Origin of the sequence: Pedobacter sp. (assembly GCF_041645105.1) — a bacterium.
Taxonomy (GTDB): Bacteria; Bacteroidota; Bacteroidia; order Sphingobacteriales; family Sphingobacteriaceae; genus Pedobacter.
This window is the reverse complement of sequence record NZ_JBAZQQ010000009.1, coordinates 47,252-63,892: the sequence shown is the minus strand read 5'-3', so window position 1 is coordinate 63,892 and position 16,641 is coordinate 47,252. Positions and strand designations below refer to the sequence as shown.

General features: G+C 37.3%; 22 protein-coding genes. All 22 read left to right on the top strand.

Annotated elements, in window-relative coordinates; genetic code table 11:
* The first annotated feature begins 38 nt into the window (after window positions 1–38).
* Window positions 39–437, top strand: coding sequence for a YopX family protein (locus tag WC623_RS22055; RefSeq protein ID WP_372855224.1), 399 nt, complete (start codon window positions 39–41; stop codon window positions 435–437).
* On the top strand, window positions 434–688 hold the full coding sequence (locus tag WC623_RS22050) for a hypothetical protein (protein ID WP_372855222.1): 255 nt from the start codon (window positions 434–436) through the stop codon (window positions 686–688). The genes WC623_RS22055 and WC623_RS22050 overlap by 4 nt, the downstream gene beginning before the upstream one ends.
* Window positions 685–1,227: an AAA family ATPase gene (locus WC623_RS22045; protein WP_372855220.1), complete on the top strand. Its 543-nt coding sequence runs from the start codon at window positions 685–687 to the stop codon at window positions 1,225–1,227. Before WC623_RS22050 ends, WC623_RS22045 begins: the two co-directional genes overlap by 4 nt.
* Window positions 1,228–1,366: 139 nt before the next feature.
* Window positions 1,367–1,915 (top strand): hypothetical protein, encoded by a 549-nt coding sequence (locus tag WC623_RS22040; protein WP_372855218.1) that lies wholly within the window; start codon window positions 1,367–1,369, stop codon window positions 1,913–1,915.
* 13 nt (window positions 1,916–1,928) lie between these two features.
* Window positions 1,929–4,166, top strand: a complete 2,238-nt coding sequence (locus WC623_RS22035; protein WP_372855216.1) for a helicase C-terminal domain-containing protein — start codon at window positions 1,929–1,931, stop codon at window positions 4,164–4,166.
* 301 nt (window positions 4,167–4,467) lie between these two features.
* Complete coding sequence (locus tag WC623_RS22030) at window positions 4,468–5,823, top strand: RNA-guided endonuclease InsQ/TnpB family protein (RefSeq protein WP_372855214.1); 1,356 nt, start codon at window positions 4,468–4,470, stop codon at window positions 5,821–5,823.
* Window positions 5,824–5,892: 69 nt separating this feature from the next.
* A complete protein-coding gene (locus WC623_RS22025; RefSeq protein WP_372855212.1) occupies window positions 5,893–6,015 on the top strand; it encodes a hypothetical protein in 123 nt (40 codons plus the stop codon).
* Window positions 6,016–6,036: 21 nt separating this feature from the next.
* A complete protein-coding gene (locus WC623_RS22020) occupies window positions 6,037–7,266 on the top strand; it encodes an AAA family ATPase (protein WP_372855210.1) in 1,230 nt (409 codons plus the stop codon).
* Between the two features lie 71 nt (window positions 7,267–7,337).
* Window positions 7,338–7,589, top strand: coding sequence for a hypothetical protein (locus WC623_RS22015; RefSeq protein ID WP_372855208.1), 252 nt, complete (start codon window positions 7,338–7,340; stop codon window positions 7,587–7,589).
* Window positions 7,576–7,881 carry a hypothetical protein gene (locus WC623_RS22010; protein ID WP_372855206.1) on the top strand — a complete coding sequence of 102 codons (306 nt, stop codon included), beginning with the start codon at window positions 7,576–7,578 and terminating at the stop codon, window positions 7,879–7,881. The genes WC623_RS22015 and WC623_RS22010 overlap by 14 nt, the downstream gene beginning before the upstream one ends.
* Window positions 7,878–8,831 (top strand): NAD-dependent epimerase/dehydratase family protein, encoded by a 954-nt coding sequence (locus tag WC623_RS22005; RefSeq protein WP_372855204.1) that lies wholly within the window; start codon window positions 7,878–7,880, stop codon window positions 8,829–8,831. The genes WC623_RS22010 and WC623_RS22005 overlap by 4 nt, the downstream gene beginning before the upstream one ends.
* Window positions 8,832–9,196: 365 nt before the next feature.
* Complete coding sequence (locus WC623_RS22000) at window positions 9,197–9,463, top strand: hypothetical protein (RefSeq protein ID WP_372855202.1); 267 nt, start codon at window positions 9,197–9,199, stop codon at window positions 9,461–9,463.
* 45 nt (window positions 9,464–9,508) lie between these two features.
* Window positions 9,509–10,456 carry an FkbM family methyltransferase gene (locus WC623_RS21995; protein WP_372855200.1) on the top strand — a complete coding sequence of 316 codons (948 nt, stop codon included), beginning with the start codon at window positions 9,509–9,511 and terminating at the stop codon, window positions 10,454–10,456.
* Between the two features lie 226 nt (window positions 10,457–10,682).
* The gene (locus WC623_RS21990; protein ID WP_372855198.1) at window positions 10,683–11,057 is read left to right on the top strand and encodes a hypothetical protein; all 375 of its coding nucleotides are present in this window, start codon (window positions 10,683–10,685) and stop codon (window positions 11,055–11,057) included.
* Window positions 11,058–11,197: 140 nt separating this feature from the next.
* Window positions 11,198–11,629 carry a hypothetical protein gene (locus WC623_RS21985; RefSeq protein WP_372855196.1) on the top strand — a complete coding sequence of 144 codons (432 nt, stop codon included), beginning with the start codon at window positions 11,198–11,200 and terminating at the stop codon, window positions 11,627–11,629.
* Between the two features lie 5 nt (window positions 11,630–11,634).
* Window positions 11,635–11,949 (top strand): hypothetical protein, encoded by a 315-nt coding sequence (locus WC623_RS21980; protein ID WP_372855194.1) that lies wholly within the window; start codon window positions 11,635–11,637, stop codon window positions 11,947–11,949.
* On the top strand, window positions 11,942–12,379 hold the full coding sequence (locus tag WC623_RS21975) for a cytidine/deoxycytidylate deaminase family protein (protein WP_372855192.1): 438 nt from the start codon (window positions 11,942–11,944) through the stop codon (window positions 12,377–12,379). Before WC623_RS21980 ends, WC623_RS21975 begins: the two co-directional genes overlap by 8 nt.
* Window positions 12,376–13,608, top strand: coding sequence for a nucleotide sugar dehydrogenase (locus WC623_RS21970; protein WP_372855190.1), 1,233 nt, complete (start codon window positions 12,376–12,378; stop codon window positions 13,606–13,608). The genes WC623_RS21975 and WC623_RS21970 overlap by 4 nt, the downstream gene beginning before the upstream one ends.
* On the top strand, window positions 13,605–14,471 hold the full coding sequence (locus WC623_RS21965) for an SDR family NAD(P)-dependent oxidoreductase (protein ID WP_372855188.1): 867 nt from the start codon (window positions 13,605–13,607) through the stop codon (window positions 14,469–14,471). Before WC623_RS21970 ends, WC623_RS21965 begins: the two co-directional genes overlap by 4 nt.
* Window positions 14,456–15,202: a hypothetical protein gene (locus tag WC623_RS21960; protein WP_372855186.1), complete on the top strand. Its 747-nt coding sequence runs from the start codon at window positions 14,456–14,458 to the stop codon at window positions 15,200–15,202. The genes WC623_RS21965 and WC623_RS21960 overlap by 16 nt, the downstream gene beginning before the upstream one ends.
* Complete coding sequence (locus tag WC623_RS21955) at window positions 15,199–16,152, top strand: Gfo/Idh/MocA family protein (protein ID WP_372855184.1); 954 nt, start codon at window positions 15,199–15,201, stop codon at window positions 16,150–16,152. Before WC623_RS21960 ends, WC623_RS21955 begins: the two co-directional genes overlap by 4 nt.
* Window positions 16,153–16,310: 158 nt before the next feature.
* Window positions 16,311–16,568 (top strand): hypothetical protein, encoded by a 258-nt coding sequence (locus tag WC623_RS21950; RefSeq protein WP_372855182.1) that lies wholly within the window; start codon window positions 16,311–16,313, stop codon window positions 16,566–16,568.
* Window positions 16,569–16,641 lie beyond the last annotated feature (73 nt).

Here is a 16,641-nt window from a genome sequence, read left to right as displayed (position 1 = left end):
TATATATACATTCAAGTCAATTATTACGTGGTGATAACATGGATAAGAAATTTAAAGCATTATTTAAGAATTCCAGAATAAATATACAAGTATGGCAACACATAACAACAAACCATACCTTGGATATGACATGGGCAGATGGATTCATCCAGAAAACCGAATGGCTACAATATGTTGGCAAAGACGATGTCGATGGTATCGAAATATATGAAGGTGACGTATTCACATTTGAATATTTTGAAAATCCCCATAAAACAATAAAAATGATTGGAACCTTTGTCTATGGAGAAGATCTCGGATTCGATATCGAAATCTACAATAATGATCAATATCTAATTCTTCGTTACATAAACAACGGAATATTCAAAAATTTCAAAGTTATCGGGAACATAAATGAAACATCCGATATCGTCGAAAAATTTGCGGAGAACCAATGATAAAAGGAATCTTAACAGACAGCGTAACACAAGAAAAATCCACTGTCGAATTAGAATACGAAATCGAAACCACTGAACATGGGAAAGTGTTTCAACTTATCGGCGGCGTAACCGGATACGAATCATTCTACATCAAAAATGGTAATCTTGACCGTATGAAAGAACACGGCTGGCATGCATGTGTCGGGACACCAAACTCATGGTCTGATTTATTTATTCCAGCCGAAGAAATGCAAAAGGTGATAATTTGAAACGAATAGGATTGTTAGGTGGTCCGGGAAGCGGAAAGTCAACTCAATGTGCAGATTTTTTCGCGTCGATTAAAACAGAATGTATATTGGTTGAACAAGTCCAAGAATGGATCCGGGAAAACATAAATAAAAAAATCCTCCCACCGAATAATCCATGGATACAATTTTTGATCTATTATGAACAAAAATTAAAAGAGGATTCCATTCCTGAAGAAATCCAATACATGGTTACGGACTCACCTATAATTTTGTCATATGTATATGCATTAAAATATGCAAAAATCCCAGATGACAATATGCTAATGGCCAAAATGTATGAGTTTTTTCTTCATGACACCAAGCGGTATGACTACTTGTTCTTATGTAACCGTGAAAAACCATATGTCAAAGACGGAACGAGAGTACAGGATGAATCAGAAGCAAAGGAACTCGATGGAGTAATTCGACATCTACTGAAAAACCATAATATGCCATATACAATATTAACTGGCACAACTAAAGACAGAACATCAACAATGCGAGAGGTAATAGGTATATGACAATCTTTACTCGGACATATCCATGTTCCAAATGCAGCGAGGAAGTCATCTGGAACTCAATAACACGCCTCCAATCTTGTGATTGTGGCGAATTTCCTCTGATTATGAAACCAATTGATCCGTCAAGGTGGCGTATAAAATGAAAAATTGTATCAGCATTTCGAATATTCAGAAAGAATTCATATCGGCAAGAGAAACTGCTCGTGAATTGTGTACGGGCAAATTATGTAAATATACAGACATAGTATCAGTACTACGGGAAAAATATCCAGATATCACAGATACTGAAATAGTATCGATATTATCACATAAAGACTTCGTCATATTTGACCATCGGTATAAAATTGATAGTGGAGATACAATATACTATATCCACAAGCCATATTTTGGGTTATTTGGCACTACAATCAAAGAAACAAAATTAGCAGTGCGCACGACATATCACGAATACATAATATTTTATCCTAATTGCACTGATGGTAATATACGAAAACGGCTTCAAGCAATGACACCAAAAGAAGTTTTTATGATCTCAAATGCGACATATTATGATGTCTACAGAGAATGTGGTATTCCATTTATCGAAGAAGATAATAAAGTCTATCAAATGTCTGACCGAGGATATGAGATAAAGAAATATCTCGGTGTGCTTTGTGACAAAAACGGAAATGAAATTCGAGAGAAATAATAGAGTATATTCCATGACAATTCTTCAACACTTCCCGGAAAAAATCTTCTACCCGAACCAGCGAGAAGCTCTTATCGAAATTGAAAATGGTATCAAATTAGGGAAACGATTTATTCTTCTTGAAATGGGCACAGGTGGCGGTAAATCAGTAATCATGTATACTACTTCCCGTATGCTCGGAACAGGACATATTGTTGTTATGCAACATGTATTACAAGAGCAATATGTAAGGACACTTCATCTTCCCGAACAGAAAGGACGCGGTACATCACTATGTAAATATTTCCAATACCAGAATCAAGAAGTACATTGCGACGCCGGAAAATGTATTACTGATAAGAAATTCAGATGCGAATTCAAACCAGTGGTCAAAATATCGGCCATTGTAAATGACTTCATCAACTCCCATTACTCATCTCGTGTCAGGCCAGAAGTATTCAAGGCATTTGAGCGTTTCAAACTAACAACGGACGCAACCGAACAGCAATTAAAGGATGCATTCCGTAAACTTGTTTTACAGCATCATCCGGACACGGGAGGAGACCCAGAGGAATTCATCAAAGACAAAGACAATTTCGAGATAGCATCAGCAAATCTTCAATCACCATCTGTAGTTGCTCAAATCCGAACAGATAATAACTTCGCTTGTACTTCGGGACGTGGAGAATTATTTTGGCAATCATCCATTCACTGTAATTACTGGCAACAGAAATGTGAAGCAATATCATCACCAATCGTAGTACATAACTATCCATACCTTATCGGTGAGGCAAATTTTGTCGGTGATTTTGGCAACAGGACACTTTTAGGATGTGACGAAGCACATAATCTAGACAAAGTAATATCGGATTTCGTAAAAATAACCGTCACACAAAACGATCTCGATCTCGTAAACATCACATTTCTTAACCATGGTAAGGAAATAGTAGATTGGATACCATTTCTCAAGGACATGAAAACAAAAATCTACAAAAAACTATTAGACGAAACCGGTGACTTAGAAACACTTAAAGAATTCGGAAATATATCCATATTTAATTGGGGCGACACTGAAAAAATTACAGAATTTCTAAGTCTGCGATTCGGAATTGATTGGATACATCATGCCGATGTTGAATCAACCAGTGACACAATTCAGTTCTCTGCCAGTGACAAATACATCTTACTGAAACTTACTAGTGACAAGACCAAGGTGAGCCTAGTCTCCGATGATGGAAAAACCATTGAGTACCCTGTCAAAAATGGAAAAGTATATCAGTTCGAGACCAACGAAGATACTATTGAAAAGAAAGAAATAATAGTATCCAAACTCGAAGAATGTTTCAATAAACTCGAAAAGTTTTTTTACGGATACACTGAACATCCGGAGAACTGGACTGTTATGTTAAATTACGATGGAAATACCATCGACAAAATCGAACTCAAACCAACATACATAGGAGACTATGCAGAAAGTTTATTATTCCGTCTAGGCAACACAGTATTGATGATGTCTGCCACAATTCTTGACCCGGTAATATTTTGTCAGGAACTTGGTATACCACTTGACCAGGTACATTATATCAATGTGCCATCATCATTCCCACCGGAACGGGCACCAATATACCCGCTTAACATTGGGAAAATCAACAGTCGTAATTTTGAGGAAAAAATAGATGTCAGCATAAAAGCACTTGAAAACGTGCTTGATATCCATGAACATCAGCGTGGTATTGTTCACTGTACATCCAGAGCAATCAGATCATTGATCCTCAACAATATCGGAGAAAAATACCGATCACGTCTACTTGTTCCAATGGCCAGTAACAAAAAAGTCGTACTGGAAAGAATGTCCAAAATGGACAATGCTGTATTAATGAGTATTTCCGACACAGAAGGACTTGACCTACGCGACGATCTTAGCAGATTCCAGTATTTCCCTGTACTACCATTTAGTAGCTTGAATGACCCGCGTATAAAAAAGAAAAATGATATGGATACTGTTCTCGAAACATCTGCAAAAGAACGCGGGGAACCATTTGTGTCCAGATACGAAATAGATATGTTCCGCAAACTTGCACAGGCAAGCGGCCGCAGTATCCGAACACCTGAAGACTATGCGTGGACATATGTCGCACCGTCCAGTCTCGGATATTACATACAAAAATTCTCAAAATACTTCGAATTCAAAGGTATATATCCAAGTTCATTTACATCCCTAAAATCCAGAATAAAATGGGATAAAGAAGGATACGGGAGGAATACAATTTGAACACAAAATGCGCCACTTGCGGCAACATGCACACAAAATATGTAGAACCGCCATGCTCCACTTGCATGCACAACCCACATATAATATCCAATATAAATAATCATACGGAGAACCAAAAATAAAAAAAAATGCTCTCAAACACTTGTCGTTGTGGCGCAGAAAAGAAATTTTATAATCTACTGTGCACAGAATGTATGGATAAATATCTACCACAGTCAACACTAGCAGATTTTAACTTGTGGGGTCAAGGGGTAGAGAATTCCCCTTCCGAGAGGTGGGGGATGAATCGTACCCCTTGAACATGAGTCACAGACACCGAAACAACTATATTGTTTCAGATACGTTGAAAATCAGAGTAAGAAATAGTATGCAGCTAACAAAAAAGGTTAGAATTTTTCCCACACTTGATCAAGAAGAGGTATTATGCTACCTATCAGAGCAGTGCAGGCTACTCTATAACTTTGCTCTATCTGAACGAAGGAAAGAATGGGAATTGAATAACATCAGAGACGATTTTGATGTTTTTCCCTGGGGAAAAACATCTTATTCGGTTGATTACAAAAAACAACAAAACGATCTTCCGAGCATAAAAGAAAAGTACCCAAAATATAAGGCTGTATATTCAAAAGTTTTGCAAATGGCAATTCGAACTTTGAATGCAGATTACAATTCATTTTTTGAACAACGAAAAAACGGTGATACCAAAGCACATCCACCAGGATTCAAAGGCAAGAATTATTTCACAACAATGATCCATAACCAGAGTGGATTCAAGATAAATTCCAACACGATCACACTGACACAGTATTATAAAAAAGATATTTCTCTGACATTTGATATCCCATCATCAGAACAATTCGGACGAGTATATCAGGTCTCAGTATTCAAAGACGGGAACAAATACTTCCTGTCAATCGTCCATGAAGTATCAGAAAAACCATATGAAGATAATGGATTATATCAGGCAATAGACCCTGGGATAACAAAAACGGTATCTGCTGTGAATACAACGGGTAAGTTCTTTGAAGCCAAAAACCCAAGACCGGATAAATACTGGAATCCAATCATAGACGCCCTACAATCAAGAAGAGATCACTGTAAGAAAAAGAGCAGGAAACATACTCACATTCATCAATCCATGACAAAGCGACATAAAAAAAGAAGTAATCAGATAAAAGATATTCAACACAAGCTTTCGAGAAGGATGATCGACAATACAAGAGCCAATACAATTATCGTTGGCGATCTTGATGTAAAAGAAATGGCTCAATCCAAAAAAGCCACAAAAGGACTCAATAGATCAACCCAGAATAACGGTTACTTATCACAGTTTGTCGGGTTTCTAACCTACAAGGCATCTCTTGCAGGTAAAAAAGTAATAGAAATCGATGAACGATACACTTCCAAGACATGTTATGTTTGTGGAAAACAACATATCATGCCATTATGGGAGCGTACTATGGAATGTGATTGCGGGAATATGCTTGACCGAGATAGAAACAGTTCTATCAATATCATGTTACGATTCCTATCACAGAACGCCAAGTGGACGGGCTATCAGCAATTTGTTGATAATCTACGACAAACAGGTCTTCCAGTACCAATAACTGTACCGGATGATATTCGTAGGAAGCCCCAGCCCGAAAGGGTGGGGTAGTTCACTCATGAGTCATACAAAAAGATGGTACAACAACCCGAATAGAATAGGACTATACTCCGACCCAATATGGAAACAGAAAAACCCACTTTCTTATCGGCACGATCCGAAATGGGAACGGGTCAGACAACATCGGCAATACCGGCACCTGAACAAAGTCAGGATTCAAAAAAACATGGACATACTATATGAACCAAAAACAAGAGGATGGTTATGAAACTATCGGAACTTCGCGGAATAGATAAAAATATCGATGTCGTAAAGGAATTCCTTTACGATTTCCAGAACCATACAATCGGATATAAAAAAGCCTGCCTGTTACATGGGCATCAGGGAACTGGAAAAACTACACTTGCACATGCTGTTGCGGAAGAATATGGGTTTCCGATTGTGGAAATAAATGGGTCTGAAGTCAGCACAAAATCAGCACTTGCAGAGGCTATAGATACTGCTATATCAACCATCCCTTCAGAATACGCAATGGATAATGTGACGAAATACCGGCTTATCCTTATCGATGAAGCGGATGGTCTTAATAAGGAAGCGATAAAACTCTTGCCTGAAATATTCAAACGCACTCTTCACCCAATTATACTGACAGCAAATGATAACTACCCGTTATTATCCCTTAAAAATCATGTAAAAGATATCAAATTTCATAAGCATAGACCAACAACTATTGGTAATATTCTTCGACAGCATACAAATAACCAGGAACACATCGATAAGATAATTGATTGTTGTGATGGTGATATTCGAGCTGCACTAAACATGTTGACATCACAGGCCACTAAGGTATATTCCGAAAAAGAAATATTCTTCGTAGTAGACTCGCTCCTGAATGGAAAACCAGTAGATGGAACATTCGATATTGATAACGAAAAACTCCTTCTCTGGCTTGAGGAAAATATTCAGTATCGCAGTGTTGGAATATCATTTCTCCAGAATTACCAGAACCTGTGTAATGCATCGCGCCTGCTCCGGAAAGATTCCAGTATGGCAAAAATGCTCCTTGTGCAGAATACCGAACTTCTCAGCATGTTCCATATAAATGAGTGGATAAAAACCATGAGTCCATCGTATTATGAAAAAATCCGTATTTCTAACTCTCGCCATGCACTCATCACTACCCTTGCCAAAAAACTCCCATTCCATACTTTCAAAAAATTCGAGTGCGACATCCTACCAGTACTACAACGTCATGCTAAAGACGAAAATTGGCTAAAATCCCTATACCAAACCTATCTTTATGATACCGATTCCGAAGGAAACCCCACATCTGAAGTAACTAATATCATTGCTCTTCTACTTAACACACCGCCAGACGATATCTCAGTACGTGGATTTTTTGATTTCGTCAAAAACAAAGAACCAACTCCCACACCACATGTACAAAACCCCAATGTTCCGATATCACAAATGACAAATATCACAACCTTGTAACCCAATACAATAAGGTATATATACCTTCAAACCAATTAACATTCGGTGATAACAAATCAGGAAGCTTGAAAATGAAACCAGAATTTAAAGACAATATAACCGAAATGATACAATCACTTCGGAAAAAAGATTTTAGTTATTATCAAATAGCTGATTTCATTGGTACGACAACCAAAACTGTGCACGACCATCTACAAAAGCCAGACGTAAGTCGTTCGCTTTCAGTAGAAGAAATGAAACTCGTAATTTCCGAAATCGGAGAACCAAACGGCTTTAAGGCCGGAACACAAAGACCAAAGAGGAAAAACAATGATAATAAATGAAGAAATAATAGGAAAAATGTTATACAGAGAGATAAAAAGATATCCACTGGGTTTTATATTACAACCCACGTGTGTCAAAATAGCTACAACAGAAGATAATAGATTCACAATCGCAGAAATCATATGTGAACACAGAGGTTACAAACATCACTTCTTCGGGTTGACGGCGTTACACCCAGGTGAAATATACGATAAACACAAAGGCATAAGTGTTGCACTGAAAGAAGCAGTAGGAAAAATGATGTTCAAGTTCATGTCATCAGAACCATGCAACTGTGGTGAACATTCATGAAAATCTTTGTTACCGGATGTGCCGGATTTATTGGGTCAAATCTTGTCGATAGATTACTGAATGATGGTCATGAAGTAGTCGGATACGATAATTTCAGTACAGGTATCCCGGAATTCCTTAAAGATGCTCGTAAATCAAGCAAATTTAAATGCATCAATAACAATGTTCTGGATACACAACTGCTTGGTAAGTCAATGAGAGGATGCGATTTCGTGTTTCATATGGCTGCAAATGCCGATGTACGACATGGACTTGAATATCCATTCAAAGACCTACAACAAAATACTATTGCAACATTCAACATTCTTGAAGCAATGCGAGCTAATGATATCAAAAAGATTGTTTTTCCATCGACCGGTTCAATCTATGGGGAACATCCCGTGATACCGACACCTGAAGATGCTGCTTTCCCAATTCAGACATCACTATACGGCGCATCCAAGCTCGCATGTGAGGGCTTGATACAGGCTTATTGTGAAGGATACGGAATGCAGTCATGGATATTCCGATTCGTCTCTATCCTTGGCAACCGATATACTCACGGGCATGTATGGGATTTCACAAAACAACTACTTACACATCCTGACTATCTCAATGTACTTGGAGACGGAACACAGACAAAATCATATCTCCATGTTCAGGACTGCATCGATGCAATGATTTTTACTACCGAAAATTCCCACGATAAGATCAACATATTCAATCTCGGAAGCAAAGGATTCTGCACCGTAAATGAATCAATCGATGCTATATGTAAAACCCTGAATGCTTCACCCGAATTAAACTATTCCGGTGGAAAACATGGCTGGGTCGGAGATAATCCATATATCTATCTTGATACGAACAAAATCAGGAAGCTTGGATGGAAACCAAAATACACCATCAGGGAAAGTATAATCCAGACAACAGAATATTTAAAAAATAATAAATGGTTATTTGATATAAGGTAAAATAAACATGGAAAATAACAGTGTTATTTCAAGGTAATATCATGAAACAATTCATGAAACTTCGGGATGCTTTAGTAATAATACTATTTGCGATTCTTATATATTACATATCAGAATATAATGTACTTAATTTGCTAAATCCAACATCGTTTGCTAAATTAATAATAGACATATTCGCAAGCTTAATATCATTCGTTGAAGTTTTTGTTATGTTTATTTTATTACTAGCATTCTTTGGTTGTATATTTTTAGCTGCTACTGAATCATTGATTCGATGAAAATAAAACCACGATTCAAAAATACCAAGACTATACAAATGCAAGATACCAAAGTATTTAATATTCGATAAAAAGGTGATAACAAATATGAACAACAAAAGTGATTGTGAAATTCGTAAAGCGCAAATAGAAAACGAAGACAAAAAACAGCATCGAATAGAAGAGATATATCGATCAGCATCATGTATTAGAGATAGTAGACTTGCACCAAAATGGAATTTTGGATTTGCTCGAAAATGCCCAAAGTGTAACAGTTCACTAAAAAAAGAATATTTATTCAAAGATGGATATACTGTCGGAGTTTTCATTTGCCCAGAAAAAGAATGTGGTTATATCTATGGATACATATTATAATAATACAGAAGAAAAAGAAATGGAGAAACAAATAAGGTGATAACAATGTCTACTAAAACTGCACTTTTTAAAGTCCTTTCCATGATTGGACTTCGTAAACCGGCACTGGAAATTTATGATAAATATCTAATGCACCAGTTAAAACAACAAGCACAGAAGCAGAACCTTGTTCTCTCCATGAACAATGGTCAGTTCGAAATCATAAACCAGGACAAAAAAATAATTCTATCGGAATCACAGATCCGCCGATATGCACAGTCAGTAATCAACGATTTTGATTTCCATTTCAATGACGTATTCCCAAGAGATATCAACGGAATAAAAATCGTTGATCACTCAAAACCCAATGTTCACACACTTAAACATAACATGATAAATTTCTGGTTCTCGTCCTTTGCCGTGGACACGCCAATGGAAGGATATTTCAATTGCCGTGTACCCAAACCTGGCGACATAGTATTTGATGTAGGTGCGTATTGTGGTCTCTCATCCTACTATTTATCAAAAGTCGTGGGTAAAACAGGTAAAGTGTATGTATTCGAACCGGATAACCTGAATTATCAGATGCTTTTGAAAAATATCGATCTCCACAGCCTCACCAATGTTATTCCAATCAAAAAAGGTCTGTGGTCTGAAACAAAATCTCTTGCTTTCAGTAATGAAGGTACACCATCATCATCACTATCGGATATGCCATATGTATCCACCACAGATACAATCGACGTCTTATCATTTGAAGATGCCTGCAAAACTCTTAACCTTGACAAAGTAGACTTCGTAAAGATGGATATCGAAGGTGCAGAGGTCGATGTTATCTCAGGCTCGGCTGATTTTATAAAATCCATGGATATTGATTTCGCAATAGCAAGTTACCATAAATGCGGCAACGTACAGAGTTTTGAAATACTCGAAATATTATTTGATAACATCGGCTATGAAACCAGAACCGTATATCCGGCACACTTGACCACGTGTGCAAAGAGGAAACAATGAAAGAAGGACTCATCAGATTAACAGACGAAAAAGATATCTTTTATGATAGCATCGAAAAAGTATATGTACACTTAAAGCGTATTAAAGTGTATTATGGCATGTAAATATCTCAAATTCAAAGAAGATGAAAACCAGAACATAGCCGTTTTCTGTGTAGCTAAAAAACAATTCTGCCCTAAACAGAGATTGCGAGGTCATGTAAGTGAAAGATGCTGGAGGGTTAAAGATGAGTGAAATAGTCCAACATCATGTAAAATATAAAGAAATTCATGGCAAAGATGAAATCGTGTTATTAACAAAAGGAGCACATCGAGCACTTCATAATAGATTGAGACGAGAAGGTAGATGTAATATTCCTTCGGATATATTAGCTAAAATTTCAGATAAAGCGAGAGGCAGAACTCTACATGCGAAACAATATCTCAAAAACTATAGACTTAACAATGAGTATGAATTTTCATTTTTAGAATCGGTATATCCTGATATACAATTATATGAAAAAATACGATACAATCGCAAAATAGGAACAGTTAGTTTCCGAACTGGATTTGCTCAATTTAGAGGGCAAAAACTCTATTATATTTCACAGGAGAACATATGAATAAACAGTGGTTAATCAAAATACAAGATAATATATATTATGATAGTGAAGAACGAGTTTATAGGTACAAAATGCATTGTCCGAACTGTAAACAAGTAATATCAACTTGTGTATGCTATACGGATTTAGATACTCTTTTAATGAATATTGATGATGGCATAGCAGATTTCACATGTTCTTCAAAATGTGCTTTACTACTTGGAGAATGGGATGAATTAGACGAAGCCATGCAAGAAGCAGGACTTGAACGAGATGTCAATATAGCTCTTACTGAACTTACAAGTGAACAGCTCAGTGAAGAAATAAAAAAATACACCATTGAAAATGTAGTGATTGCGCTAGTAGAAAAGAACAGCAAAATACCGATGTGTCATTTAAAGAATTTAAGCCACAGTGAGCAATTGGAAATTCTCCAAGCAATGGGCGATGTGAAAGATGTTTTGCAAAGTAACAATATTAATATTTACCCCAACATTGAAGATTTAACAGAAGAACAAGCAAAAAAATTATTGGATATCTTAACTGAAAATGCAGATTTCGACACGCCAAGTGGCGATTTTTGTAATACATAAAAGTCATGGAGGAAAATATGAAATACACAAGGGGACAAAAATTATATTATAAAGGATATACAAACGAGTATATCGCTTGTATTGTTGAAACTGTACTTGAAAAATCAAATCGTTACAGAATTAAATATGTTGATAAATCATGGAATGACATAACAAAAATGTCTGTACAACTAAAACAAGAAAAAGAGCTATTTTTATCAATAGATGATTGTATTGCATCAGAAATAAATGTATATAAAGAAGAAATTCATCGCTTGAAATCTAAGATTGGTGTACTTGAATCCAAAACATATACAGTGAGAGATATTAAAAATGAATGATAAAGATTATATGCTGGAAGCAAAAGCAGCAGCGATAGATTCAACATGTAAAAAGAAACAACTTGGGTGTGTCTTGAAATTCACAGATGGTAGTTATATCCAAGGAACAAATGGTGCACCAAAACCATTACAACCATGTACACGATGTCCTCGTTTAAATGATCATAGTGGAACAAATCTCGATAAGTGCCGTGCTGTCCATGCAGAACGACAGGCAATATTAAAAGCAGCTAATAGAGGATTTTCTACAGATGATGCAATACTTTATTCTTATATGGGTGTGCCCTGTAAAGATTGCTTATTGGAATTGATAGAGGCTGGTATTTCTGAAATCATCTGTATTAGGGAAACTTATTACGATAGCTTATCGGAATTTATTTTGAAGGAATGGATTGAAAATGGTGGAAAATTTAGAGTGATAAAAATATGAAAATATCAACTTATGGACTGTATCATCTCGGCTGTGTAACAACAACATGCCTAGCTCGTCGCCATCGTTATCACATAACTGCGATTGACCCCAACCCCGAACTGATCGAAGAACTCAAAAACAATAGGCTCCCGATTTTTGAGCCGCGACTTACTTCACTTATGGAAAAACATTCGGAACATATCGAATTCACATCTGACATATCGTCGGTCAAAGATTCCGATATTGTCTGGGTCACTTTCGACACACCGATCAACAATGACGACATTGCAGATGTGGAATATGTGGAAAAACAAATTGTAAACATATTCCCTTACCTGAAAGATAATACCATTGTCTTGATATCGTCACAACTTCCAGTCGGAACCACGCGGAAACTTATTGACCTTTGCCCCAACAAAACTACTATATTCGCATATTCACCCGAAAACCTGCGACTCGGTAAAGCAATAGATACTTTCATGAGTCCTGACCGTATTATTGTCGGGATGGATAGAATTGATGAACGTGAACGCGTTGCTGAACTCCTGAGTCCATTTTCCGATAACATTATCTGGATGTCGCCTGAATCTGCTGAAATGACCAAACATGCATTAAACGCATATCTTGCAATGTCCATCACTTTCATTAATGAAATCGCATCCATTTGCGAAAAAACTGGGGCAGATATCCGATCAGTAGAACGCGGTCTGAAAACCGATCACCGAATCGGAGATGGTGCATATCTACATGCAGGAAAAGCATTCGATGGTGGAACACTCGCACGCGATGTGGAATTCCTGAAATATCTCAAGGATGACACAATCCTGATACCATCAATAATCAAAAGCAACAAGAACCATAAAAACTGGATCATTAACAAGTTACAAACCTTATTTCCCGACCCAACCAAACTCCACGTAGCCATGCTTGGAACAACATACAAAACAGGCACGAATACACACCGGCGTTCATTTCCTCTCGAATTACGAGATACCTTGATGAATCTTGGAGTACGAGTCACCTGTCATGACCCATTTGACCCAGAACTCGAAGATATTGTCCATGCTACTATAGGTGCAGATGTAATTATTATCGGTACAGATCATCCTGAATATCGAGATATCACACCGGATAATTTAGTTCGTTATACCGAGCATCACGTAGTAATCGACCCAAATGGGTTCCTTGAAGATACTCTCGGACACGATCCTAGAATCAAATACATTACAGTAGGGAGAAAATCATGAAACTCGAAGGAAAAACAGCAGTTATAACCGGTGCATCTCGCGGCCTCGGAAAAGAAATCGCAACACAATTTATCAAAGAAGGCGCAAGCGTAATACTTTGTGCAAAAGACCAGAAAACACTTTCTCAAACATGTCATGAATTAAATCAGTATCTTACCTCGCCGGGACAAGAATTATTTTATTGTTGTGTGGATATTTCCTGTCGCGAGAGCATCCGGCACCTACATAACACTCTAACAACAGATGCCTATCCCACAATAGATATTCTTGTAAACAATGCCGGAATACAGGGCACAAAAGGTTTATTCGAAGAAACTGATTTCGGTGACTGGATGCAGGCGATAAACACAAATCTACTTGGAACTGTCATGATGTGCAAGACATTCCTTCCATCAATGAACCGGAACCATGGCAAGATCATTAATCTATCCGGTGGTGGTTCAACATCTGCATTCCCATATATGTCATCCTATGCGGTTTCCAAAGTCGGTATAGTCCGGTTTAGCGAAACTCTTGCTGAAGAACTCAAAGGCAGTATCGACGTGAACTGCATCGCTCCAGGTGCAATGAATACCCGTATGCTTGATGAGATGATAGAAGCAGGCAGTAAAAAAATCGGATCACCACTCTATCATAAACTACTCAACCAGAAACGCGACGGTGGAACCCAATTAATCAAAGGCGCAGAACTAGCGGTATTCCTTGCATCCCAAGAATCCAATGGTATAACAGGAAAATTAATTGCAAGTGTTTGGGACAATTGGAAATCCCTACCCAATCATCTAAAAGAACTCGACACTGACCTATACACATTACGCCGGATTACACCAAAAGACAGAGGAATGTCATGGGGGGATTTGTAATGGCAATTTATACAGACGACATCGAAAGTACCAAACTAGCAACAGCATGCCCACATGATACAATATCCACACATCAAGCAAATCGTCTTATTTATTTTGGAGATATAAAACTCTTCGACTATGATAAATATCCAGAACCAGAAGACGGATATGAAAAACTCAGAAATTTAACATTGCACTCGGTTTTTTCAAAAATAGTAAAGAAATATCCAGATGTAATCGTACACCTACCCATCGAATGGTGTCGTCTTCATGAAGTAATATCCAAAAGAAATCTACGTAATCGTTTTCAAGATAGTTATTCAAACAAAGAAACCATAGAAAAAACCGATGAATATGAAGTCGATAAATATACAGCAACTAGATATGAATTTAAAATTAAAGAAATAAAAAGAATATTCGATATACCAATGCGTCAACTATATCAAAATTACCTTGACCTCCCGATTCCCATTTCAGATATGTGGCAATCCAAAATTATATTCCATTTCAATGTACCAGATAAACCTTACAGGATCGGGTTCACACTAGATGGAAAAATAGTATCAATAAAGCGACAACTTATTCCATCTCTACCAGAGTTAACTGCAAAAGATATTATCTGTATGTCGGATTGGGCAAATAAGGAATTTGCCGATATCGTAACTGATGCAAAGATATGTAAAATCGTTGAACGGGAAGAAGAACCGGAAGAACCAGAAACAAACACGTCCTATGAGTGTGAAATATGAATATTGGAATAATCGGCTGTGGAAACATTGGTGTAAAGCGTTCCCAATCTATCGGGTCGCATACACTTAAAGCTGTTGCAGATATACAACTCGAAAAAGCACTTCATTTAGCTTCTCAGCATACAGGTGTACTTGTTTTCAAAAACTGGAAAGACCTTGTCAAACGACCGGAAGTCGATATTGTAATTGTATGCACGACCAATGAATATCTTGCTGAAATAACACGTGGTGCAATAGAAGCAGGAAAGCATGTCCTTGTTGAAAAACCGGCAGGATTAAACAGCCATGAACTCGAACCGCTTATCGGACTATCTGCACAATACCAGGTCAGAGTCCACGTGGGATACAATCTTCGTTATCATCCATCATTTATAAAAGCACAATATCTCCTCGCAACCGAACCCCTTGGTGATATCATATTAGCGCGCGGTCGATATGGGCACGGTGGGCGCATCGGATACGATAAAGAATGGCGCGCATCAGTCGGCGAGCTCATGGATCAAGGCGTGCACCTGATTGACCTATCACGGTGGTTCCTTGGTAGCATTTCCAAAATCTACGGGTCAACTCATGCATATTTCTGGAACATGAAAGATGATAATGCTTTCATACATCTTGAAAACGAAAATGGTAATATCGCATGGCTCCATGTTTCCTGTACCGAATGGAGAAATATGTTTTCATTTGAAATTTATTGCAAACATGGAAAAATCCAAATCGATGGTCTCGGTGGTTCGTATGGCACTGAACGTGTCACGCTTTACCAGATGCATCCATCAATGTCCATGCCCGACACAACAATCTGGGAATACCCACAACCAGACCGTTCTATGGAAACCGAATTTTTGCATTTCGTAGACTCAATCGAGAACGGCGGCGGAGCATTCCCAGACATATCAGATGCATACGAAATCTTAAAAATCGTGGAGAAAATAAATAATGGAAACTGAACTAATTAAAAAAACGATACGTAAACTATAATATCTTATAAGTTTATCTATATCTGTTAGCAGCAAAGCGTCAATTTCCGTATGTCCACTATGCTACGGAACAGTTAAGGGATTCTGTGTAAAAATCCCCTCAGATACTCCCGAAAAGAGGTAATACTATGTCAGTATTGGATCAGCTTTTAGAAAAGAAAGATGTAGAACTTTATTTGAAATTCCGTATTGAATTTTTGAAAAATATCAGACACAAGGAAATAATGAAAGAACCTTTGGATAGGCGTGGATTAATTCAAAAGAGGTTTGAAGGAAGAATCGATGAGCTTACCATGATGTTAAATGTAGCTAAAAATGGCAGACTAAAAGATATGTCTAAAAGTTATTTCCATAAATTAGAAAATATGGGTGTTCTTCATGATTGAAATCTATAAATATGATATTCGGACTGGAAAAGAAACTGTTTGGTTCGACGAAGAATATTTTTATAACGATGGA